Origin of the sequence: Sphingobacterium composti, assembly GCF_009829075.1 — a bacterium.
In the GTDB taxonomy this organism is placed as follows: Bacteria; Bacteroidota; Bacteroidia; order Sphingobacteriales; family Sphingobacteriaceae; genus Sphingobacterium; species Sphingobacterium composti.
Genome location: NZ_WUQZ01000004.1, coordinates 65,647 through 90,022, shown reverse-complemented (window position 1 = coordinate 90,022; position 24,376 = coordinate 65,647). Strand labels below are relative to the sequence as shown.

Annotated in this window: 19 protein-coding genes; 11 read left to right on the top strand and 8 right to left on the bottom strand. The window is 35.8% G+C overall.

What is annotated here, in order from left to right; all coding sequences use genetic code 11:
* The first annotated feature begins 21 nt into the window (after positions 1 to 21).
* Both GOQ17_RS04285 and GOQ17_RS04280 read left to right on the top strand, forming a co-directional pair.
* Positions 22 to 2,049 (top strand): heavy metal translocating P-type ATPase, encoded by a 2,028-nt coding sequence (locus GOQ17_RS04285; protein ID WP_159635273.1) that lies wholly within the window; start codon positions 22 to 24, stop codon positions 2,047 to 2,049.
* Between the two features lie 264 nt (positions 2,050 to 2,313).
* On the top strand, positions 2,314 to 4,977 hold the full coding sequence (locus GOQ17_RS04280) for a DNA gyrase/topoisomerase IV subunit A (RefSeq protein WP_159635270.1): 2,664 nt from the start codon (positions 2,314 to 2,316) through the stop codon (positions 4,975 to 4,977).
* 88 nt (positions 4,978 to 5,065) lie between these two features.
* Here GOQ17_RS04280 and msrA read toward each other — a convergent pair whose 3' ends face one another.
* On the bottom strand, positions 5,066 to 5,575 hold the full coding sequence (msrA, locus tag GOQ17_RS04275) for a peptide-methionine (S)-S-oxide reductase MsrA (protein ID WP_159635267.1): 510 nt from the start codon (positions 5,573 to 5,575) through the stop codon (positions 5,066 to 5,068).
* Positions 5,576 to 5,696: 121 nt separating this feature from the next.
* Here msrA and GOQ17_RS04270 point away from each other — a divergent pair, with 121 nt between their 5' ends.
* The 4 genes from GOQ17_RS04270 (at position 5,697) to GOQ17_RS04255 (ending at position 12,883) form a co-directional block, all read left to right on the top strand.
* Positions 5,697 to 6,908: a C40 family peptidase gene (locus tag GOQ17_RS04270; RefSeq protein ID WP_236537051.1), complete on the top strand. Its 1,212-nt coding sequence runs from the start codon at positions 5,697 to 5,699 to the stop codon at positions 6,906 to 6,908.
* A 14-nt stretch (positions 6,909 to 6,922) separates the two neighbouring features.
* Positions 6,923 to 7,975 (top strand): dipeptide epimerase, encoded by a 1,053-nt coding sequence (locus GOQ17_RS04265; RefSeq protein WP_159635264.1) that lies wholly within the window; start codon positions 6,923 to 6,925, stop codon positions 7,973 to 7,975.
* Positions 7,976 to 8,198: 223 nt separating this feature from the next.
* Positions 8,199 to 11,402 (top strand): SusC/RagA family TonB-linked outer membrane protein, encoded by a 3,204-nt coding sequence (locus GOQ17_RS04260; RefSeq protein WP_159635261.1) that lies wholly within the window; start codon positions 8,199 to 8,201, stop codon positions 11,400 to 11,402.
* A 17-nt stretch (positions 11,403 to 11,419) separates the two neighbouring features.
* The gene (locus GOQ17_RS04255) at positions 11,420 to 12,883 is read left to right on the top strand and encodes a RagB/SusD family nutrient uptake outer membrane protein (RefSeq protein WP_159635258.1); all 1,464 of its coding nucleotides are present in this window, start codon (positions 11,420 to 11,422) and stop codon (positions 12,881 to 12,883) included.
* A 50-nt stretch (positions 12,884 to 12,933) separates the two neighbouring features.
* Here the strand turns inward: GOQ17_RS04255 and GOQ17_RS04250 are convergent, their stop codons facing one another.
* Both GOQ17_RS04250 and GOQ17_RS04245 read right to left on the bottom strand, forming a co-directional pair.
* The gene (locus tag GOQ17_RS04250) at positions 12,934 to 13,788 is read right to left on the bottom strand and encodes an endonuclease/exonuclease/phosphatase family protein (protein WP_159635255.1); all 855 of its coding nucleotides are present in this window, start codon (positions 13,786 to 13,788) and stop codon (positions 12,934 to 12,936) included.
* 85 nt (positions 13,789 to 13,873) lie between these two features.
* On the bottom strand, positions 13,874 to 14,662 hold the full coding sequence (locus tag GOQ17_RS04245; protein ID WP_159635252.1) for an SDR family oxidoreductase: 789 nt from the start codon (positions 14,660 to 14,662) through the stop codon (positions 13,874 to 13,876).
* Between the two features lie 157 nt (positions 14,663 to 14,819).
* Between GOQ17_RS04245 and GOQ17_RS04240 the strand changes: the two genes are divergently transcribed.
* Positions 14,820 to 15,197, top strand: a complete 378-nt coding sequence (locus GOQ17_RS04240) for a hypothetical protein (RefSeq protein WP_159635249.1) — start codon at positions 14,820 to 14,822, stop codon at positions 15,195 to 15,197.
* Here the strand turns inward: GOQ17_RS04240 and GOQ17_RS04235 are convergent.
* The 5 genes from GOQ17_RS04235 to GOQ17_RS04215 all read right to left on the bottom strand — a co-directional run bounded on the left by GOQ17_RS04235 (position 15,194) and on the right by GOQ17_RS04215 (position 20,218).
* Positions 15,194 to 16,732 (bottom strand): SulP family inorganic anion transporter, encoded by a 1,539-nt coding sequence (locus GOQ17_RS04235; RefSeq protein ID WP_201288524.1) that lies wholly within the window; start codon positions 16,730 to 16,732, stop codon positions 15,194 to 15,196. The genes GOQ17_RS04240 and GOQ17_RS04235 overlap by 4 nt on opposite strands.
* Before the next feature lie 41 nt (positions 16,733 to 16,773).
* A complete protein-coding gene (argC, locus tag GOQ17_RS04230; protein ID WP_159635246.1) occupies positions 16,774 to 17,793 on the bottom strand; it encodes an N-acetyl-gamma-glutamyl-phosphate reductase in 1,020 nt (339 codons plus the stop codon).
* Positions 17,794 to 17,808: 15 nt separating this feature from the next.
* A complete protein-coding gene (locus GOQ17_RS04225) occupies positions 17,809 to 18,255 on the bottom strand; it encodes a GNAT family N-acetyltransferase (protein WP_159635243.1) in 447 nt (148 codons plus the stop codon).
* On the bottom strand, positions 18,255 to 19,442 hold the full coding sequence (gene argG, locus GOQ17_RS04220) for an argininosuccinate synthase (RefSeq protein WP_159635240.1): 1,188 nt from the start codon (positions 19,440 to 19,442) through the stop codon (positions 18,255 to 18,257). Before argG ends, GOQ17_RS04225 begins: the two co-directional genes overlap by 1 nt.
* 68 nt (positions 19,443 to 19,510) lie before the next feature.
* A complete protein-coding gene (locus tag GOQ17_RS04215) occupies positions 19,511 to 20,218 on the bottom strand; it encodes a GNAT family N-acetyltransferase (RefSeq protein WP_159635237.1) in 708 nt (235 codons plus the stop codon).
* Positions 20,219 to 20,755: 537 nt separating this feature from the next.
* Here GOQ17_RS04215 and GOQ17_RS04210 point away from each other — a divergent pair.
* From GOQ17_RS04210 to GOQ17_RS04195, 4 genes are all read left to right on the top strand, one after another.
* Positions 20,756 to 20,983, top strand: coding sequence for a hypothetical protein (locus tag GOQ17_RS04210; protein WP_159635234.1), 228 nt, complete (start codon positions 20,756 to 20,758; stop codon positions 20,981 to 20,983).
* Between the two features lie 207 nt (positions 20,984 to 21,190).
* The gene (locus GOQ17_RS04205; RefSeq protein ID WP_159635231.1) at positions 21,191 to 22,405 is read left to right on the top strand and encodes a porin; all 1,215 of its coding nucleotides are present in this window, start codon (positions 21,191 to 21,193) and stop codon (positions 22,403 to 22,405) included.
* Between the two features lie 155 nt (positions 22,406 to 22,560).
* Positions 22,561 to 23,670 carry a lipid-A-disaccharide synthase gene (lpxB, locus tag GOQ17_RS04200; RefSeq protein WP_159635228.1) on the top strand — a complete coding sequence of 370 codons (1,110 nt, stop codon included), beginning with the start codon at positions 22,561 to 22,563 and terminating at the stop codon, positions 23,668 to 23,670.
* Between the two features lie 11 nt (positions 23,671 to 23,681).
* Positions 23,682 to 24,329: a hypothetical protein gene (locus GOQ17_RS04195; protein WP_159635225.1), complete on the top strand. Its 648-nt coding sequence runs from the start codon at positions 23,682 to 23,684 to the stop codon at positions 24,327 to 24,329.
* Positions 24,330 to 24,376 lie beyond the last annotated feature (47 nt).

Below are 24,376 nucleotides of genomic sequence, written 5' to 3'. Positions count from 1 at the left end.
ATAATCAAAAAATAATACAGCATGAGCCATCAACATACATATAATGATAAAGGAGAACAACTATGCTGTACACAAACACACAAAGTGTATCAAAATGCCAATGCTGAAGAATTGCTAGATAACCATAAGGATCACAACCACGAAGGGCATGACCATAGTCACGAGGGTGAACATACTTGGCGCTTATTTATTCCACCAGTGTTATCCGTTATACTATTATTAACAGCCATAGCATTTGACAATTGGTTACCACAAGGATGGTTTAAAGATTCAATTCGTTTTATATGGTATCTCATAGCGTATGCCATTGTTGGCTTTCCAGTTATCAAAGATGCTCTCGTGAGCATAAAAAATGGTGATATTTTCTCCGAATTTTTACTAATGACAATTGCCACTGTAGGAGCATTCGCTATTGGCGAATATCCAGAAGCAGTAGCAGTAATGTTATTTTACGCTGTTGGCGAAGTCTTTCAAACACTAGCCGTTTCACGTGCAAAGAAAAATATACAATTTCTATTAGACCAACGTCCAGATGAAGTGACCATATTTGAAAATGGGCAAGCCAAAACGATTCCAGCACTGCAAACAAAAATTGGAGATATCATACAACTGAAACCTGGCGAAAAATTAGGACTGGACGGAGAACTTATTTCTGATTCGGCTTCCTTTAATACCTCAGCATTGACAGGCGAAAGCAAACCTGACTCTAAGATACAGGGAGAAGCTGTATTGGCAGGTATGATAAATCTCAATACAGTAATACAAATTCGCGTCACGACAGCTTATGAGGACAGCAAACTCAGCAAAATACTGGAATTGGTACAAAATGCAACAGCACAAAAAGCACCAACAGAATTATTTATCAGAAAATTTGCTAAGATTTATACACCAATAGTTGTACTATTAGCTATTTTAATATGTTTAATTCCGGCTATATTTGTGAGCAACTATGTATTTAATGATTGGCTGTATCGTGCGTTAGTTTTCCTGGTCATTTCCTGTCCTTGTGCCTTAGTTATTTCCATTCCACTCGGCTATTTTGGTGGAATTGGTGCTGCCAGTAAAAATGGTATTCTTTTCAAAGGCTCTAATTATTTGGATGCGCTGGCAAATATTCAACACATTGTGATGGATAAAACAGGAACGATGACCGAAGGTGTATTTAGAGTTCAGGAAATAGTGTTTCAACCAGAAACTGACCAAAAGCATATATTAAAACTTGTAAATGCTGTAGAAAACCACAGTACACATCCTATTGCGACAGCGATTCACGACTATGTCGGAGAAGTCGATTCCAATATCAAGATACAAGAAACAGAAGAAATACCTGGACATGGTCTTCGTTCTGTAATAGATAATAAAGAAATCTTAGTCGGGAATTTCAAATTAATGGATAAGTATAATATTAAATATGATACTAACCCGCAAGACATCGTTTATACTACTCTCGCCATTGCGTATGACAAAAAATATATAGGTTACATCACCATTGCAGACCAAATAAAAGAAGATGCTGCTTATACAATTGAACAATTAGCTAAGTTGAACGTAAATACGACTATGCTAAGTGGTGACAAAAGCTCTGTGGTTGCACATGTAGCTCAACAACTAGGTATCAAGCAGTATTATGGGGATTTACTACCAGAAGATAAAGTCAGTAAACTAAAAGAAATAAAATCAAAAAACCAGTCTGTCGCTTTTGTCGGTGACGGAGTGAACGATGCTCCAGTAGTTGCTTTAAGTGATGTGGGTATTGCCATGGGCGGATTAGGCTCCGATGCCACAATTGAAACTGCTGATGTGGTTATTCAAGATGATAAACCATCAAAACTTCCAATGGCCATTCAGATTGGCAAGAAAACAAAAAGTGTAGTATGGCAGAATATTACATTAGCCTTTGTGGTCAAAGCCATTGTGCTCATATTAGGTGCTGGAGGATTGGCAACCATGTGGGAAGCTGTATTTGCAGATGTTGGTGTATCACTAATAGCTATTCTCAATGCTGTAAGAATATTAAACACACAATATATCTCCAATGATAAATTTTGAGCCCTATGAAAGCTTTATAAAAATTTTCAAAAAAATTGGGGTAAGCCTTAAAATCACACAGTCACAAATAAGAGCAATCAAGATTGCTCTTATTATTTTTAAATGAATGGTAGAATTTCAAAAATCAGCAATTTTAAACACACAAAATCACATATTTTAACCCAATATTATATATCCACATTATAACTCCCATTAGATATAAATTTGTAATTTTACCAAATTCAAAAATTTGAAACCGTATAACAATCAAATAATAAAAAGTAGATGATTGACGAAACGATTAATCCAGAAGAGAACAATCTGAATCATAATTCATCGCCTGAAAACGAGCATGCCAGCAATACAATTGCCCTTTCGGGATTGTATGAAAATTGGTTTTTGGATTATGCATCCTATGTAATATTAGACCGTGCAGTACCGCATATCAATGATGGTTTTAAACCCGTACAACGCAGAATTTTACATTCATTCAAAGAAAAGGATGATGGTAGATTTAACAAAATCGCAAATGTCGTAGGTCATACCATGCAATATCACCCGCACGGTGATGCTTCTATTGGGGATGCGATCGTGCAATTGGGACAAAAAAATCTATTAATAGATTGCCAAGGTAACTGGGGAGATCCAGAGACTGGAGATTCAGCTGCTGCTCCACGTTATATTGAGGGACGATTATCTAAATTTGCAAACGATGTAGTTTTCAATCCTGACACTACTGAATGGCAATTGAGCTATGATGGGCGTAATAAAGAACCTATCACTTTACCAGTAAAGTTTCCTTTGTTATTAGCGCAAGGAGCTGAAGGTATCGCTGTTGGTTTGGCAACGAAAATTATGCCGCACAACTTTATCGAATTGATTGACGGTTCGATTCAAGTACTCAAAGGCGAAAGACCAAATTTATATCCGGACTTCCCTACTGGTGGATACGCTGATGTATCTAATTATAATGAAGGTCAACGTGGTGGAAAAATTCGTGTCCGTGCTAAGATTGAAGAACGAGATAAAAAGACATTAGCGATTACTGAAATCCCATTTGGAACGACAACAGGTAGTCTCATTGAAAGTATTGTTTCTGCCAACGATAAAGGAAAGATTAAAATCAAGAAAATCGAAGATAACACAGCCAAAGACGTTGAAATCATGATTCATCTGGCACCTGGTATTTCACCAGACGTGACCATTGACGCCTTATATGCTTTTACTTCTTGTGAATCTTCTATTTCTCCAAACACGTGTGTAATCAAAGATAACAAGCCTCATTTCATGAGTGTCAATGATATCTTAACAGAGAACACATTACAAACTAAAGAACTCCTAAAACGCGAATTAGAGATTCGTCTGAACGAACTTCAAGAAAAAATATTCTTTAACTCTCTACTGAAAATTTTCATACAAGAAGGAATGTACAAGCATCCAGATTATGAAAATGCAGGAAATTTTGAAACTGTAGTAGAAGTATTGAATGGATTATTCGCTCCTTTCTTCGACCAGTTTTATAGGGAAATTCTTCCAGAAGATTACAAAAAGCTAATCGATAAGCCAATGAGTAGCATCACTCGTTTTGATGTAAAAAAGGCTGATGAGCAAATGAAGACGTTGAATGATGAAATCAAAGAAGTAAAGAAAAACTTAAAACATCTGACCGAATACACCATCGAATGGTTTGAATATCTTCGCTCTAAATATGCAAAAGGTCGTGAACGTAAAACTGAACTTCGTGTATTTGACAAAGTTGAAGCTGCACAAGTGGCATTAGCTAATGCTAAATTATACGTGAACCGAGCAGAAGGTTTTATCGGAACTGGCATGAAAAAAGACGAATTCGTCACCGATTGTTCTGATATTGACGATATTATCGTATTCCGCGAAGATGGAAAATACAGTGTTGTCAAAGTACAAGACAAAGTATTCGTAGGCAAAGATATTATCCATGTTGCCGTTTTCAAAAAAGGTGATGAGCGTACAATTTATAACGCAATCTATCGAGATGGCACACAAGGAAATACCTATGTGAAACGTTTTGCCGTGACAGCTGTTACACGTGAAAAAGATTACGATGTAACCAAAGAAACGAAAGGTTCAAAAATCCTATATTTTACAGCAAATCCTAATGGCGAGGCTGAAGTTGTAAATGTACAATTGAAACCACATACTAAGCTTCGTAAGCTAACTTTTGACTTAGATTTTGCAGAAATAGCGATTAAGGGCAAAGGTTCGATGGGTAACTTGGTTTCAAAATATCCCGTAAAGAAGATTACGTTCAAAAGTGCGGGAGTTTCCACATTGGCAGGACGCAAAATTTGGTATGATGATGTACTGAAACGCTTGAATGCTGATGAACGTGGCAAGTACTTGGGAGAATTTGATGGAGATGACAAGATTCTTATGGTATTTAAAGATGGTTCTTATGAATTATCGAACTTTGACTTAAGCAATCATTTCGACGAGAAAATGATTCGTATTGAAAAGTTCCATCCAAATCATATTTACACTGCAGTTCATCAAGATGGAAAATCTGAAGCTTATTACGTAAAACGTTTCGTATTTGACGATATTCAAATCGGTAAGCGCGTATCGCTAATAAATGATGAACCAGGTTCGAAATTGATTTTATTGACCAATAACCCTAATCCTGTTGTCAAAATCAAACAATTGAAAGGCAAGTCACAAGTTGAAGAAATCATCGATCAACCTTTAAACGAATTGATTGATGTTAAGAAAATCAAGGCACAAGGAAATCGTTTATCATTCCACAATGTGCAATCGGTAAAATCTTTGACGGAAGAAATTGACTTCAGCAATCCACCGAAAAATGAAAGTGAAGAAGTAAATTCAGGAACTAAAGAAGACTCTAATGTTTCTCTAGAAATAACCAATCCAGACGATATCCAAATCAGGGATGACGGACAAATCGGATTATTTTAACAACAAAAATGGCTTGAAAATTTTCAAGCCATTTTTGTTGTTAAATCTAAACCATTAAAAATCGTAATTCGTAAATCACAAATTGTAATTATAGAGATTTCAAATATTTAGTCAATTTTGGAGCTATCACGGCAGCACAAAATGGATTTTCTGGATTGCGATTAAAGTAGTTCACATGATAATCTTCCGCTGGCCAGAACGTAACAGCTTCCTCGACAGCAGTTACGATAGTATTATCATAAATTTTTGCTTCCTCCAATCCTTTAATAAAATTTTCTGCCTCTTCTTTTTGATCAGTATCGTGATAAAATATTACCGAACGATATTGCGTACCGACATCCTCTCCTTGACGATTCAATGTAGTCGGGTCATGCGTTTTGAAAAATACGGCTAATAAATCTTGATAAGATACTTTCGTCTCATCAAAATCTATATGTACGACTTCGACATGCCCAGTACCACCCGAACAAATTTGTTCATATGTGGGATTTTGTCTTTTCCCTCCCATATAGCCAGGTAATACCGAGTTAACTCCATCAGTATTTAAAAAAATGATTTCTGTGCACCAAAAACAGCCACCACCAAAAGTTGCTTTCATATATTTTTAAGTTATTTCTTATTTACAAAGCAAAAAACGCAAAAACATTTAACAAAACACCACAAAAATTGCCATTTTATGCATTTTTTTGTGTTATTTTAGGCGTTACAATTATTTAATTATGAAAAACACTTTTACATACTTTTGCTTACCATTTGCCATTTGCTTGGGTAGTATGAAGTTTACAAATGCGCAGACTGACTCTACGATATACAAATCAATACTACAGACTATAGAGTCAAATAAACCGAAATATGCACCAGATAAAAGAACGAAACTTTTAGAGCTAGTGAATGTTGACATTATAAATAATAAGTATACAATCCAAACAACAGAAAAGGAAGTTGTACCCGTTCTGAAGCAAGAATTACAAAAATTTGAACCTTTTGTAAATTATCAATTACTTCCTGACACTTCCGTACAAGATAAAAAGCAAGGAATTATCCAACTTTCTGTAGCAAATTTGCGTAGCAAACCAGGGCATAGTGAAGAATTGGCTACTCAAGTCTTATTAGGAACAAAAGTTGATCTTTTACAAAAAATTAGAAGTGATTACCGTGTGCGAACTCCAGAAGGATATATAGCTTGGGTCCCGACTTCTTCGGTAACTGCGATGGATTCTTCCTCCTATGTTGCATGGCAAAAAACTCCAAAAATAATCTATACGAATGAATTTGGAAAATCATATTCCAAACCTGATCAAAAAAGCATTCGTGTTTCAGACTTAGTTTATGGTAATATTTTATCCTTATCTAAGGAGCATAAGAAATTTTATGAAGTAGAATACCCAGATGGAAGAATAGCTTTTATTCCAAAAGAAGAAGCCGTCACTTTCGATAAATGGTTACATAATCGAGACCTAACAGCTGAGAATATTATTCAAAGTGCGAAAAGTATGATGGGTTTACCTTATTTATGGGGAGGAACTTCTGTAAAAGGTGTTGATTGTAGTGGATTCACAAAAACATCGTTCTATATGAATGGATATGTAATTCCACGTGACGCTTCTCAACAAGTTTTGGCAGGCGATGAAGTTCAAATTTTAGATGAAAATGGCAAATTTAGTGAAGAATTAGCCTTAAAAAATCTAAAACCAGCTGATTTATTATTTTTTGCTGGAGGAAGATCTTCTAGAATCACTCACGTAGCTTTGTATATCGGCAATGGTGAATTTATCCATTCAGCGGGTACTGTTCGAATTAATTCAATGCTAAAGAATGCACCAAATTATGATGATTTCCAAACAAGGACGTTAGTTTCAGCGAAGAGATATATCGGTTCAAAAGACCCACAGATAAAAAATATTAAAGAACATACAGCATACAGCAATTAATATACAGCCCACTAATGAGTACTATAAATTTTGAATCTATCCGAATGGGTAAATTTACTTTACGATTCAAACCCTATACTTTAGAAATGCGACACGTATTTACTGTCGCATCTTTTAGTCGCACGACCACGCCTGTTGTTTTGACTGAATTAGAATATGACGGCATTGTAGGTTATGGCGAAGCGAGTATGCCGCCTTATTTGGGCGAAACGCAAGAAAGTGTAATGCAATTTTTAAGAAAAATTGATTTATCAGCCTTCACATCACCGTTTCAAACAGCTGAAATTCTTAGTTATGTAGATCAAATAGCTGAGAAAAATACCGCAGCAAAGGCTGCACTAGATATTGCGTTGCATGATTTATTAGGCAAAATCATGAATCAGCCTTTTTACAAAATTTGGGGCTTAAATCCTGATTTGATTCCACCTACTTCTTATACCATTGGTATTGATAGCGAAGATATGATTCGTAAGAAAGTAGCTGAAGCCGATCAATTCAAAATTTTGAAAGTAAAATTGGGATTGGATACTGACAAAATGATTATCGATACGATTCGTTCGGTGACAGATGTTCCTTTATGCGCTGACGTAAATCAAGGTTGGAAAAACAAAGAGGAAGCCTTAGAAATGGCACATTGGCTTCATGAAAAAAATGTTGTTTTCCTAGAGCAACCTATGCCAAAGGAAATGATTGATGAGAATGCGTGGCTGACAGCTCACTCTCCTATCCCAACTATTGCTGACGAAGGTTGTCAACGATTAGTCGACGTTCCCAAACTGCAAGGCGTATATACAGGTATCAATATCAAATTGATGAAATGTACAGGTATGCGAGAAGCTAAACAAATGGCAGAGCTCGCTCGTTCTCTAGATATGAAAGTGATGTTGGGATGTATGACAGAGACGTCTTGTGCGATTTCCGCTGCGGCACAATTAGCTCCTCTAGTTGATTGGGCTGATTTGGATGGCGCATTGTTAATTGGAAATGATATCTACGATGGAATGAAAGTCGAAAATGGAAAATGCATACTTCCTGACCGACCAGGAATTGGGATTAGATTAAAATAAAAATAAGTGATACCAAGCTAGGTTTAGCTTGGTATTTTAATTTTTTCTAACACTATTATCAACAATTCTTAAAACCACTAATAATTATGATTATAATTTGGAAAATCGCTATTTATCTAGATTAATAATCACAAATCGCACTATATTATTGAATAAATAAAAAAATAATTCGAAAAATAATGTTTAATTACATATATTTATTTATAACTCTATTACCATAATTATGAATAAACATCTACTCACATCCATGTGCGTCATGTTAGCTTGTGGAATGCAAGTTGTGAATGCACAGCAAATTCCCATAGCGGGAAAAATCACGGACCAAAATGGCTCACCACTCTCTGGAGTAACTGTAAGTGTAAAAGGCACTAACGTTGCCGTGACTTCAAATTCAAGTGGTCTTTTTACACTGAATGCAGATCAAAATGCAACCTTAATTATTTCTTCTATAGGCTACACTTCTCAAGAAATAAAGGTATCTGGACGCAAAACCATTAATATTTCCTTATCATCTATAGATCAAGAACTGGATGAGGTGATCGTAGTAGCGTACGGTACGACCAAAAGAAGTAACTTTACAGGATCCGCTAGTTCTGTAGGCTCGAAAGACATAAAAGATGTTCCTGTAACTTCTTTCCAAGATGCATTAATAGGAAAAGTTCCTGGCGCTCAAATCACTTCACCTTCTGGTCAAGCGGGGTCATCAACTAGTATCCGTATACGAGGTATTGGGTCGATGAATGCGTCTAACGAACCATTATATGTCATTGATGGTGTACCAGTGACATCTGGTCAGAACTCACAATTATCTGATTATGTTGGATCCACCAATAATGTGATGAACACATTAAATCCAAATGACATTGAGAGTGTAACTGTACTAAAAGATGCTGCTGCTGCCTCATTATATGGATCACGTGCAGCCAATGGGGTAATTATCATTACAACGAAAAAAGGAAAATCTGGAGCCGCCAAAATCAATTTCAAAAGTTCTTTAGCTGTTAGTCCAGAATGGGCTACAGATAATTATGAGAAAGCAGATGTACAGGATCAAGTAAATATGCTTTATAGTATTCTGTATGATTCGCGTATTGCATCAGGATTCTCAGCAGAAGAAGCTAACAGACGAGCACTTCTTCGCCTTAATTCATTCAACTGGAGTACAGGAGCAGCAATTACAAGTAATGGATTCGGTGTGCATGGTTACGAATTAACCACCGAAGGTATTTCCATGTATGAACATGTAACTATAAAGGGAAAAACTGATGGTATAGAAAATAGAGAAGGTAAATATTTCGATTGGGACAAAGTTCTTTTCCGTACTGGTAAATTCAACACAAATGATTTATCAATTAGTGGTGGAAATGACAACACATCATATTTTACTTCACTAGGTTATACAACAGACAAAAGTAGAATTAACTTGAATGATTATAGCCGATATAATGGTCGTGTCAATTTAACGCAAAAAATAGGTTCATTATTGGAGTTTGGGGCTAATGTTTCATTCGCATTTACTGACTTAACAGGTATAAATGATTCTAGAAATCTAGGAACTAATCCGTTAATGCAAAGTCGAAATCTACTGTGGGGACTTTATCATCCAACAGACTATAAAACTGGTCAACCAATCACTGGGAGATTTGGATCCTTAGCACAAAACTTGGTTTATCACAATAATGAATGGGATAATTATGGACAAACTAAAAGGATTGCGGCTAGCCCATATTTGTCATTAAAATTGCTACCTGAATTGTCACTTAAGACGATATTGTCATATGATGGAACTTTGACAAAAGATCATCTTCATTATACTGCAAATCATTTTAACGGATTATCGGACAAAGGTGTCGTACATGAAATGTCTACTGATTTTTCAAAACTTGTATCTTCGACTACGGCTAATTTCAACAAGTCATTTGGTCTACATAATTTAAGTGTATTGGGAGGTTTTGAAATTGAAAAGAATAACACAGATTACATGCGTGCAACAGGTAGAGATTTACCAAGCTCTTCACTATATACTGTTGCTACTGCTGGTAAATTAGACGCACAAGCATATAGCTGGGGCAATAGCATGGTTTCTGCACTTTCTAGAGTAGAATACAATTTTGACGAGAAATATTTTGCATCCGCTTCATACCGTAAAGATGGTTCTTCAAAATTAGGCCCACAAGTGAGATGGGGCGATTTTTGGTCTATTGGTGGAGCTTGGAATCTTAAAAAAGAATCATTTTTAGAAAATATTTCAGACATCAACAGTTTAAGACTGAGAGGTTCATACGGTGTGAATGGTACTTTACCAGGAAGCAATAACGCGTGGAGAGCTCTAGCTACTTACGGCAATAAATATATGGAACAACCAGGAGGTGGTTTAGCTAACTCTCCTAATCCTAATTTGACTTGGGAAACTAACTATAACACAACATTTGGGTTAGAATTTGGCTTGTTTAATAATAAATTATTTGGTACGGTAGAATATTACAACCGTGATACGAAAGATTTATTGCAAAGCGTACCACAATCTTTAGTTACAGGATTTAGTTCTTCAACTAAGAACGTAGGTCAGATTAACAATAAAGGTTTTGAAATATTACTTGGATCGGATATCATCAATCAAAACGATTGGAAATGGTCATTAAGTGTTAATGCAGCAACCCTATCTTCGAAGGTCATCAAATTAAATGGTGGTCCTGAAGAAGAAATAGTTTGGAACGACCCAACTGGTGGTGACGCCAGAACACGTTTCATTTACCGTGAAGGAGAGTCAACACTTGCATTCTATGGACTTGAATGGGCAGGTGTAGATCAAACAAATGGTAAAAATGTATGGTATGTTAATGATCCGAACAATGCCAATGGAGATTTCGAATACAACGGTCGCGGTGCTACATACACATATACTAAAGCTCAACGTGTAGTCATTGGTAATGCTATTCCTAAGTTTTATGGTGGTATAAACTCTAATGTTGATTACAAAAACTTTTCACTAGGTCTAAATTTCAATTACAAAATTGGAGGTGATTTATACGACGGAGCAAATAAAGACGTAGCGGATGATGGATATTACTGGGAACGTATGCACTCTCAAGATTTTGTAGACAATACGTGGAATCCAGAAACAATGTCTGGTTCTTATCCAGTTATTACAGGACGAGATTTAGAGGATGTAAACCAAGTAAGTAGTAGACATTTATATGATGCAAGTTTCCTAAGACTTAAGAATGTAATTTTTGCATATACTATTCCAGCTTCAGTACTTAATAATGTTAAAATAAGTAATGCAAGATTATTCTTTAACGGGACAAACTTATTGACATTCAGCAAATACAAAATTGCTGATCCTGAAGTAGATCAATACAGTACACGAGGCTGGCAGACGCCAATTGCTAAAACGTACACTTTTGGAATTGATTTTAGTTTTTAATCTAAGAAATTGTTTATATGAAAAATATATTTATAGCGTCTTGTCTTTTTGCTACCCTGACTTTCAGCTCGTGTAGTGATTTTCTAGACGTCAAACCAACGGAATCGGCGGATGCATCTGTATCCATAAAGACAGCTGCTGACGCACAAATCATGATGAGAGGTATCATGAGTAAATTGTCCAATTCAAATTACTATGGACGTAATTTCCCTCTGTATGCTGATACGAAAGGTGGAGACTTCACTATTGTATCACAAGGTCGAGGATATGACTATTTATACACTTTTAATCACAGCGAATCTTCTAACAATTATTCGGGCATTTGGACTCAAGGATACCATACATTAGCACAGATTAACAATCTATTGAATCAGATCGATGTATTAAAAGAAAATGGCTCGAACGAAAATTTTGACACTTATATTGGTCAAGCTTTAACATTAAGAGCGTTAATTTATTTTGATTTAGTCAGGTTATATGGAAAGCCTTACAATGAAAATAAAGCTTCTTTGGGTGTACCAATAACGACAACTTTATTGGGCGCTGATGAACAATTAGGTCGTAATACAGTTGAGGAGGTTTACACACAAATTTTAGCCGATCTGAAAGCTTCTGAAGATTTGTTACCGAAAACTAAAACAAATGGCTTCATTAATCACTACGGTAATAAAGCATTACAAGCAAGAGTATATCTTTATCAAGAAAACTTTTCAAATGCGCTATCAGCCGCTGAATCTATTATTTCTTCGAATGCATACACATTGTATTCAAATGCAAACTGGATTAGCTCATGGGGAGCACAATACGGAACTGAATCGATTTTTGAACTAGCGATGTTACCAAGTGAAGGTGATTTAGGTACGACTTCTTTAGGTATTTATTACAGAAATAAATCTCATGGCACCACTTCTGCACTTGGCTATTTTACGGCTAGTACAAATTTCATCAATTTATTAAATGAAGATGCTGATGATGTGCGTAAAGGCATCATGATTAATGATGAACTTGGAAGACTTGGCGCTTTATACAAATATTCAGGAAGTACCACGCTTGCTGGTGATGGCAAAGGTAATGCAACCGCTGTAAACATTAAAGTAATACGTCTATCTGAGGTATATCTAATCGCTGCAGAAGCTGCTTTAAGACTTTCGACTCCTGATAAAGCGAAAGCTGCAAATTATCTAAACCTGATCCGTAAAAGGTCACCAAACCTTCCTGCAGCCACAGACGCTACGGTAACACTAGACATGATTAGCAATGAAAGATCTAAGGAACTAGTGGGAGAAGGTCATAGATTTTTTGACATGATGCGTCTCAACAAAACTGTTTCTTTCGATGATGCGCTAGGTGGTATTATAACAACTCACCGCGGTGCTACTATCGATAGGTCACACTTTAAAACTATACTTCCTATACCTCTTGCAGAGATTAATGCAAATCCTGTAATTGATCAACAGCAAAATCCAGGCTATAGAAACTAAATAAATAAGGCTCGCAAATGCGAGCCTTATTTATTTCAGAAATAACAATTCTAAAAACTCACAAAACATGATACAGGCAAATGATCTGAAGGATATCTTCCATCAGCGTATTGATCTGAATACACTGTATAATCCTTAACTTGTATACCTTTAGACAAAAAGATAAAATCAATTCTATTTACTGCTGGAGTTTGAAAATTTCCTCCACCAAGATTTGTATTTACAACACCTTTACGCCCATTTGTAGAAATATCATATGAATCATTCAATAGTGTTTTAATCGCCGATATTTGTGTTGTATGTTCTGTAGAGTTAAAATCACCAACACAGATAACAGGATAATCACCTGCTATTTCTTGTACTTTTTGTTTTACTAACTCTCCGCTATTATTTCTCGCCGTTTCATTGCGCCAATAAAAGTGTGCATTAAAGAAGAAGAAAATTTTACCTGAAGGTGTATGCCTAAACTTTGCCCAATGACAAATCCTACGGTCTGAGGCATCCCACCCAATACTTGGTACATTTGGTGTTTCACTTAACCAAAAAACTCCTGCATCTAAAGGTTGAAATATAGATCTTTTATATACAATACCACCTTGATGATTATCATTTCTGCCTCCGTAAGGATAACTCAAATAATCAAATTCAGTCAGGAAATTCTTTAGATCAATCATTTGTTTAAACATGCCTTCTTGTGTACCAAAAATATCGAAGCCATGAGTCTTTATTAGGGAAGTCAATGCCTCCTTACGTGTATCCCAAGAATTCCCAGTCGCCTTGTCTGCAGGCGCATCATAGCGAATATTATATGTCGCAGCGATAAATGATGCTTCTTTTTTTTGTGAAAAGGCATAAAAGCCACCAATCACATAACAGAACGTTAATAAAATTCGAATCTTATTCATGTAGTTTTTCATAATGGTAAAGGTCTTAATTTTGGTTAGATTTTAAGAAGATTAATATCCCCAATATAAGCATAGTTACAATAATCTAAAACAAACTTTTAGCAATTCCACCGTCAAGAGGTATAGAAGCTCCAGTTAAATAAGCAGCATATTCGGAAGCTAAAAAAGCTACTAGATAACCATATTCTTTCGGTTCTCCTAATCTTCCCGAAGGTATAGAAGCTATACGCTTAGCTTTAATTTCTTCAAAACTGACACCTTCATTCTTAGCTTGATTTTCCATAAGCGACAACAATCTTTCCGTATCAAAATAACCTGTCATCACCGAATTCACAGTAATACTGTCTTTCGCAACTAAATTTGATAATGATTTAGACCAGGAGACCAATGCTGTTCGCATTGTATTGGATAGCACCAAATTGTCTTGAGGTTCTTTTACGGTCATTGATGACACGTTTATAATTCGCCCAAAACCATTAGCCTGCATTTTTGGAATTACTAGATTAGTTGTATATACAGCATTTTGAAATAATAAATCAAAAGCTTGTTGATAGTCATTCATAGATTTTTGGGCAATTGTTCCTGGATTAGGACCTTGCGTATTATTGACTAAAATATCAACCTCAGTGTTTTCGAGATACTTTTCAATTTTTGATTTATAATCATCAAAATCTAAATAATCAACAATAAGATATTGATGCAGCTGACCTTGAGAAACATCCATAGATGCCAATGTCTCCTTTAATTTATCTTCATTTCTTGCTACTAATGTAACTTGAGCACCACATTTAGCTAATTGTTGGGCAATAGCTTTTCCTATTCCTGAAGTACTTCCTCCGACCAAAGCACGTTTCCCTGATAAGTTTATTTCCATAATTTCATTCCTCTATTCGAATGTAAGAAAATCAATATGAACACTCAAATTTTAGCTGCAATGAATTGACTTGCAAGCACATTCTAGAAAAATGTTTTTAAAAAATTAAAAATCTTTGTGTATATTTACTATAACCACTTATAAACACGTTACTACTATGCAAACAAAAACAGAATTTTTGATTTGGGACAAAATTGTCAATAGTGCAAAGAAGCGTTTTAATTATGATGAATATCTACCCCATTTTTCGGACACTAAAATTTACGACACTTTAATATTACATATTATTGTAGGATTTGCTTCCGGAGAATCTCACAATACCATTTCTACGAACCTTCACAATGAGCTCACGCATATAGGTATACATGTGTACGAACATGTCGTGGATGAAATCATAAGCGACAAGCATATTGTGTTCAGTGCAGAAATTTACGCTGCCTATCTTACATTTTCTATGCTAGAGGATGGAGACAGCGAGATAGAAATTTTGGGATATGTAACTGATTTATTAGAAAAACCTAAAGTGTATAGTTAAGGCATCACCTTGTAAGTAGGATCTTCTTCAATATTTACTTCTATGATACCATGAGCATTCTCCAAAAGACGAATACTGTCTTTGCTAAGATGCCTTAGTACTACTTTTTTGTTTAATTTGGCATACTTCTCTGTCAACTTATTTAATGCTTCAATTGCTGACATATCGACTACCCTTGATTCTTTAAAATCAACAATAACAGTATCTGGATCTTCCTGCATATCGAATTTTTCCAAAAAATGAGTTACTGATCCGAAAAATAAAGGTCCATAAATCTCATATATCTTATTTCCAAATTCGTCTTCACTTTTACGTGCACGAATGCGTTTTGCATTATCCCAAGCAAACACCAAAGCAGAAATAATAACACCTACCAAAACCGCAAAGGCCAAATTATGTAAAATTACGGTGATAGCGGCTACTATAATTCCTACGAAAACATCAGATTTAGGCATCTTATTATATACTTTCAACGACACCCATTGGAAAGTTCCAATTGATACCATCATCATCACCCCTACTAATGCTGCCATCGGAATCTGCTCAATAACAGGTCCTCCGATAAGTATTACAGCCAAGATTCCCAATGCTCCTACAACAGCAGCTATTCGTGTACGAGCTCCTGCATCCAAATTTACGAGTGTCTGTGCCACCATTGCACAGCCTCCCATTCCACCAAAAAATCCATTTACGATATTAGCAGTTCCTTGCGCTATTGATTCTCTGTTTGAGTTACCTTTCGTATTCGTTATTTCATCGACCATCGTCAGTGTCAATAATGATTCCACAAGTCCTACACCAGCCATTATCAATGCATAGGGAAATATAACTTTCAATGTTTCCAAATCAAAAGGAACAAATGGAATATGAAAACTTGGTAAAGAGCCACTTACTGAGGCAATATCTAAAACTTTCTTGGTATCAATATCTAAAAAGAAAACCAAGGAAGTAGTTATTATAATAGCAACCAACGAGGCAGGAATTGCTTTCGTTAATTTAGGAAAACCTAAGACTATAAAAATCGTTAATAAAGTCAATCCTCCCATTACATATAAACTAGCTCCTGACATCCAAGTTGAAATACCATTCTCTACGACCTTAAATTGCTCCACTTGAGCCATGAATATAATAATAGCTAATCCATTCAGAAATCCGTACATCACAGGTTGAGGTATGAGACGTACAAATTTCCCCAACTTAAATACTCCCACGAGTATCTGAATTATTCCAGCCAATATTACAGTTGCTAACAGATATTCCACACCATGTGAAACAATTAATGCCATTAAGACAACTATCGTAGCACCAGCTCCGCCAGAAACTAACCTAGGTCTTCCACCCAATATTGCTGTCACAATCCCCATCAAAAAAGCGGCATACAAACCCATCAATGGTGTCAAACCAGCTACGATTGCAAAAGATAAGGATTCAGGAATCATCGTCATTGAAACCGTTAATCCCGCCAATATTTCGTTCTTGAAATTTATTTTAGAAAAATTAATACTGTCGAAAGCCATAGAAATAAATAAAGCCATCGGGATACGATGGCTTTACAAAAATATAAATCTTTTATGGATTAAAATCCTACAGATTTTAAATTTAGACCTGTTCGTTCATCTAAGCCAAACATCAAATTCATATTCTGAACTGCTTGACCTGAAGCGCCTTTTAATAAATTATCTGTGGCATTTAGAATCAACAATTTATTCCCATGTTTTTCTAAATGAATAATTGATTTATTGGTATTCACGACTTGTTTCAAATCAATATTTGCTTTTGAAATTGAGGTAAATGGATGTGAAGCATAATACGAATTATACAATTCAAAAGCTTCTTCTTCTGTCAAATCCGAATCCACATAAATAGAAGAGAAAATACCGCGTGTGAAATCACCACGTTGTGGTACAAAATTGATTTTCTCCGCAGCTCTTTCTAACAAGGACTTCTCCGAAGTAGGCAAAAATCCTGCTTGCAATTGGTCCAAAGATTCAGAAATCTCTTGCAAATGTTGGTGCTCGAAAGACTTGTAAGCAGACAAGTTATTATTACGCCAAGAAAAATGCGAAGTCGCTGTTGGTTTTTGACCAGCTCCGGTTGAACCTGTAGTTGCATTAATATGAATCTGCGCAGGCAAAAGACCTTTTGAAGCCAAAGGCAATAGAGCCAGTTGGATATTCGTCGCAAAACAGCCTGGATTAGCAATATACTGAGCTGATTTAATCGCTTCACGATTCAATTCTGGTAAACCATAGACAAAATTTTGACCTTGATAAGTAGTATTTGCGCGTAATCTATAATCTTGTGACAAGTCAATAATCTTAACAGAACTGTCAATAGAATTAGCATCCAAAAACTTGCGGGCATCTCCATGACCGACACACAAAAACAACACATCAATATCAGAATGGAAATCCGAAGAAAATTCTAATTCTGTATCACCGAATAAATCGTTGTGTACAGCGTATAATTTATTGCCAGCATTGGAAGCAGAGTTTGCAAACACAATTTCTACTTCGGGATGAAATATCAAAATACGTAATAATTCACCACCTGTATATCCTGCCGAACCGATTATTCCTACTCTTATTTTGCTCATATTGAAAGTTAAGGTTTATATAAACTTTTTATAAAGCAGGAATTCTGCATCAGGTCCCTGCAATTCAAAGCCTAGATGTTGATAGAGCTCTTGCGCTACAAGATTATCAACTTGGGTTTCTAACTGTACAAAATTTGCATCATTGGATTTTGCAAATTCAATAGCTTTATTGATCAACTGAGTGGCTATCCCAGTTTTTCTATATTCTTTCAGGACGAATAGATCATTCAAAATCCAGTTTCGTACCATTCGTGCTGAAGAATATTTAGGGTAAAGTTGTGTAAACCCTACCGCAATATTATTATCATAATAGATATAAATAACAGACTCTTTGTTCAGGATACGATCAGATAAAAAATTTGCAGCTCCTTCAAGATCAGAATCTTTCTTATAAAAGATTCTATATTGATCGAATAGGCCCACTAAATCATGTAAATTATCTAATGTACCAAGGACAATCATTAGCCTTTGCTATTTACTTTATGCCAAATGATAGTTTGGTTTCCGAAGATCTTTGAGAATCCTTTTACATCATCTCCAGTGTAACCTTCGTTCATCTCACCATAGCTACCAAATTTATTATTCATCAAATCGTGCGCTGACTCAATACCTACAATTACGAAACGGTATGGGTGCAATTCCACAATCACGCGACCTGTAACAGTCTCTTGTGCTGAAGATAAAAATGCTTCGATGTCACGCATTACAGGATCGTGCATCTGACCTTCGTGCATCCAGTTTCCATAGAATGCAGCGATTTGATCTTTCCACGCCAATTGCCATTTTGTTAACGTATGTTTCTCTAACGTATGGTGTGCTTTTACCAAAATAATCGGACCAGCAGCTTCAAAACCTACACGACCTTTGATACCGATAATGGTGTCACCTACGTGAATATCACGACCAATGCCGTAAGGCTGTGCTAAATCTTGTAATTGTTGGATAACTTTTACTGCACCGATTTTCTCACCATTCAATGCTACAGGCTCACCTTTTTCAAAATCTATTGTAACCGTTTGTGGTTCTGTAGAAGTAGTAGCTGTTGGCCAAGCTGATTCTGGTAAGTATTGGTTTGAAGTCAAAGTCTCTGCACCACCAACTGAAGTACCCCAAAGCCCTTTGTTAATTGAGTATTTAGCTTTTTCAGCGCTATATGGGAAACCATGCTTACCTAAATATTCAATTTCAGCCTCACGAGATAATTTCAAATCACGAATTGGCGTAATGATTTCAACACCTGGAATCAAGGTATTGAAGATCATATCAAAACGAACTTGGTCATTACCCGCACCTGTAGAGCCATGCGCTACGGATTCTGCGCCGATTTTCTTTGCATAATTCGCGATAGCTGTTGCTTGACACACACGTTCTGCGGAAACTGATAATGGGTAAGTTGCATTCTTCAACACATTACCAAAAATCAAATATTTAATAGTTTCGCGGTAGTAGTTTTCAGTGTCGTCGATTGTGGTATGTGATTTCACGCCCAACTCATATGCACGAGCTTCGATATTTTTTAATTCCTCAACAGAAAATCCACCTGTATTTACGACTACAGAGTGTACTTCCAAGCCCAAATCTTTAGTCAAATAAATACAACAAAACGATGTATCTAAACCACCACTAAATGCTAAAACTACTTTTTTCATTCTTTATATAAATATTTATAGGAAGTGTCCTTATTTCTAATGTATTACAAATGTACTAATTAATCTTTTTATGCTGTTTCAGCACGCGTCGGAAAAACCGTAGCAACAAATTTCTTTGTTGAACGCCACAGTTTTGCCTCTATACGCTTCAAAAGAGATTGTTTTTTCGAAATTCTTTCCAAACGTTCTTTCGCTTCTGCTCTACGTTTCAATCGCTCTTGCAACTCTTTCGCTTTCTCCTCTGGGTCCCAAAGCATCGCTGTACACATACAGTTTTTGCGGTCTTTACTTACCAGAATATCGTAGTTGATACAGCTTTTACAACCCGCCCAAAACTCCTCGTCCTGAGTCAACTCCGAATACGTCACAGGCTCATATCCTAATTCCGAATTAATTTTCATCACAGCCAAACCAGTGGTCAAGCCAAAAATCTTCGCTTTAGGATATTTCTCGTGTGAAAGTTCGAATACGCGTTTTTTAATTGCTTTCGCCAAACCTACCTTACGGAATTCCGGGCTCACAATAAGACCAGAGTTAGCCACATAATCCCCGTGAGACCATGTTTCGATATAGCAAAAGCCTGCCCAACGTCCATCCTTATGTAACGCTATAACCGCCTTCCCCTCCTCCATCTTTTTGGCTACATACTCTGGCTTACGTCTTGCAATACCCGTTCCACGAGCTTTTGCAGACTCAAACATTTCGTTACAAATAGCATCAGCGTAGATTACATGATCAGCTGTCGCAGGAATAATTAAAAAATCTGAAATTGTCATCTTAAGATGTCGACCTAATAATTAACGCACTTTCGTGCAAAATAAATAACTAAGGATTGTCAAATTCGTAGAGCTACACGAATTCTATTGAAGCTAAAGTGCTCTGCCTCCGAAATCAAGCTCGAGGCAGAATAGGTCGTCGAAATCGCAGAATTGGACAATTCAATCTATTGCATAAAGCATAGCTCATCTGCACAAGCTTATTGAAAACTTGTCTGTTGATACTAATATTTACTTTATTACAATACATCGAGTAATATGTTTTCTTTCTTAAATCTGACTCCGCAAAAGTATTAATTTATTTTTTTGTTTATGTAATAGAATTAGACTTTTTTTTCAAAATAATATATATCAAAACACCCTCTATCATTAAACTATCAATAAGACACTAAAAACATTGAAATGTTTAAAATTATTTATATAAATAAACTACGTTTTGCTGATTTGGGTGATATTGTTAACAACAAACTGATGGATAAGTCATTTTGTTTATGATGGTAAATACCTTAATTTTGCAGAACATTAAAACAAACAATCATGGTAGGTCCAAGTATTATCTTCTATATTATTTTTGCTATCCCTTATATATATGTGATGTATTGGTTAGTGAAACAAGATAAACGTAAATATGCTTGGGGTATAAGTGTAGTTACTGTAATTGCAATTGTTGCATTATACGTTTCTCAAAAAGCGAGTAAAAATGCAATTGAAAATTACAAACAACATCAAATAGATGCCAGAGAAGCCGAGCAAGAGCTTAACTAGTAATTTTGTAATAAATCATCTTCTGACTAAACTAAAACCAGCTTATTGTTAACTTAATGTTAAGTTGAAGTTATATAACTGTTAGATTGTGGCATTTCCCATCTTTTTCCAGAATGTAAGTATATATTTGTGTTAATTTAATGTTAGCAAACTAATTAAAAGGTTATTAGTTAACATAAAACAAATTATATAAACTTAACTTTAGGAATGACAACTTTAAGAAAAGTATTTTTTTTAGGTGCTGCCGCAGCAATTTTTACTCTTAGCCATATGAATAATGCTATTGCTCAAGAAAGAGATGACCGTGCGACCATTTTAAATTTCAAAGGCATACAATATACCTCTCCTGATTCATTATTCTATACCAACTTCCGGTTTCGTATGCAAAATCGTGTAGGATTCAGCAATGTACTAGATGGTGAGGATAATGGTAAGTTTGATGCTCGTATTCGCCGTTTGCGGATGCGTATGGATGGTTATATTTACACTCCAAAGATTTCCTATTCGGTTCAATTAGCCTTCACACGTGGAGACCAAGATGTTGATGATACAGGTATCGCTAATATTGTACGTGATGCGGTTTTATTCTACAATTTTTCGGATGATTTCTATATTTCTTTTGGTCAAAATAAACTTCCTGGAAACCGCCAACGCGTCAATTCTTCAGGACAATTACAATTTACAGATCGTTCGTTGGTAAATGGCAATTTTGCGATAGACCGTGACTTTGGTGTCACTTTTCACTTGAGTAATAAGATTGGCAATATGCCTTTCAATGCAAAAGCAGCTATCTCAACTGGTGAAGGTCGTCCAGCTCTTTCGACAGATGATGGTTTGGCATATACTGGACGTTTAGAATTTTTGCCATTAGGAGAATTTGAAAATGGTGGTGACTATTCAGAAGGTGACTTAGAAAGAGAGGAAACACCTAAATTGTCTATCGGCGGTGGTTATAGTTATAATGACCGTACTATTCGTGAGGGTGGACAGCTAGGTAAATATGTAGCCAATCCATTTACCCTAAAGACAGGTTTTGCGGATGCAATTTTTAAATATCAAGGCTTCGCGTATCAAGTCGAATATATGCGTCGTGATGTCGATAATCCACTTAATGTATTAGAAGAAGACCCGACGGAAGAAACTTATGCTTACAAAGGATGGGGTGTGAATCAGCAAACTTCTTATCTATTGAACAAAGGATATGAAGTAGCAGCTCGTTATACGTATCTGAAACCGCATCAACAAATTGCTGATTTCGAACGTCAAACGGAAGTTTTGGAATTAGGTTTAACAAAATACTTAAAAGCCCACCGTTTGAAATTTCAATTGAACGGTACCTATACCGTAAAAGACGGCATGTATAACAACAGTAACAATAAAAATAGTTGGGGTGGCATGTTCCAAATCGAATTAGGTATTTAATAGAGATTAAACACATTATAAAAGGTCATTATTAACGAAATAATGACCTTTTTTGATTTAATGTAATTTTTCTTAGTAGGACTTATGGAATCCAGCTCAAATCTGCATCCATCCTAAAAGAATACTTATCTTTAAGGATTCAAAAGGAAAATTACATGAAATATTACATTATAGCTGGAGAAACATCGGGGGATTTACATGGCGCAAATTTGATTAAAGCTTTAAAAACAGAAGATTCACAAGCTGATTTCAAAATTGTTGGTGGCAATCAAATGCAAGAAGCAGCAAGTCAAGTTCCATTAATCCATACTTCACAAATGGCTTTTATGGGCTTTGTTGAGGTATTAAAAAATCTGAAGACCATTTCGAGAAATCTCAAAGACGTAAAATCAGATATTCTGAAGTACAGGCCTGATACTGTCATACTAATTGATTTTCCTGGATTTAATATGAAGATTGCTTCATTCGCGAAGAAGCAAGGTATCAAGGTATGCTATTATATTTCACCAAAAATATGGGCATGGAATCAAGGACGTGTGCACAAAATCAAAAAAGTGGTCGACCATATGTTCTGCATCCTACCTTTTGAAGTTGATTTTTATAAACGATTTGGGATGAAAGTAGATTACGTTGGGAATCCCCTACTCGATGCTATATCTGCTTATGAATTCAATCCTAATTTCCGAAAAGACAATAATCTGTCAGACGCACCCATTATCGCACTGTTACCAGGTAGTCGCAAAATGGAAATTGATGAGATACTGCCAGAGATGGTTGAGCTTTCATTCTCATTTCCAAAACATCAATTGGTCATTGCAGGTGCTCCAAACTTTGAGAAATCCTATTATCAGCAATACATCGGAGATTTGGAAATTCCTATAGTTTTTGACCAAACTTACGACTTATTGAAAAATGCTGAGGCAGCCGTTGTAACAAGCGGAACTGCGACTTTGGAAACAGGAATATTGCGTGTACCACAGGTTGTAGTCTACAAAGCCAACCCTATTTCGGTGTGGATAGCACGTAAGTTAATAAAAGTTAAATTCATTTCTTTAGTAAACCTTATCAACAATTACTTGTCTGTTATTGAGTTGATACAAGAGGATTGCACGACTTCGGACATCAAAGATGAGATTGGAAAAATCTTAATGGAATCCGAGCATCGTGCTAGTATTTTAGAAAATTACGATGTGTTGGCGGAGAAGCTAGGCAATCCGGGAGCCTCTGCTCGTACAGCCAAACTCATCATAGAGTATTTAAATTAAAAATGAGTTTTATGAATTTCTCAAAAATTATAACAGCTGTATTGTCGCTATTAATTTTCGTTGGAAATATTCAAGCACAGACAGAAGAAATTAAGATTAGTAAATTGGTCTTAAATAAGAAAGAAAAGAAAGTCTTTGCAGAACGCACTAAAGATTCAAGTGCTGTTTTATACATTGATACCTTAATAATGAAAGACCGTTCATCATTACAATTTTACGGCAAAAAAGAGGTAAAAATTGTGGTCGGTTACGCGGAGATTGGTGAAAGAGTATTTATAAGTGGAATGGCTGGTAAAAACAATGCTTCTAATTTTGATATTGATATCAATTTTCAAAAACTAGGGTCTTTGTACATCGTTGCAAGGGGACAAGATGCGATGAATGGAACACGTACTTATCCCAATGGCGATGCAGGTAATATTAATCTTGTTTACGATCCAAGTGGTATAACACCCCAAAAGGAGGATAAAAAAGCAAAAAAATATTTGCACACAGATGTAACGCCAGGTGGATTGAGAGTTACCCCAACTTCTGATTTAAGAAATATATATGATCAAATACGTTCTTCAGCCCCAGGACTACGTGGTGTACCACAGGGTCAAATCTATTCGGGATCACCTGGTAAAGAAGGAAAAGTTACGATTACGAGTAAAGAATAAAACTATGAAAATCCCTTAAAATTAAATTTTAAGGGATTTTCTTTTTA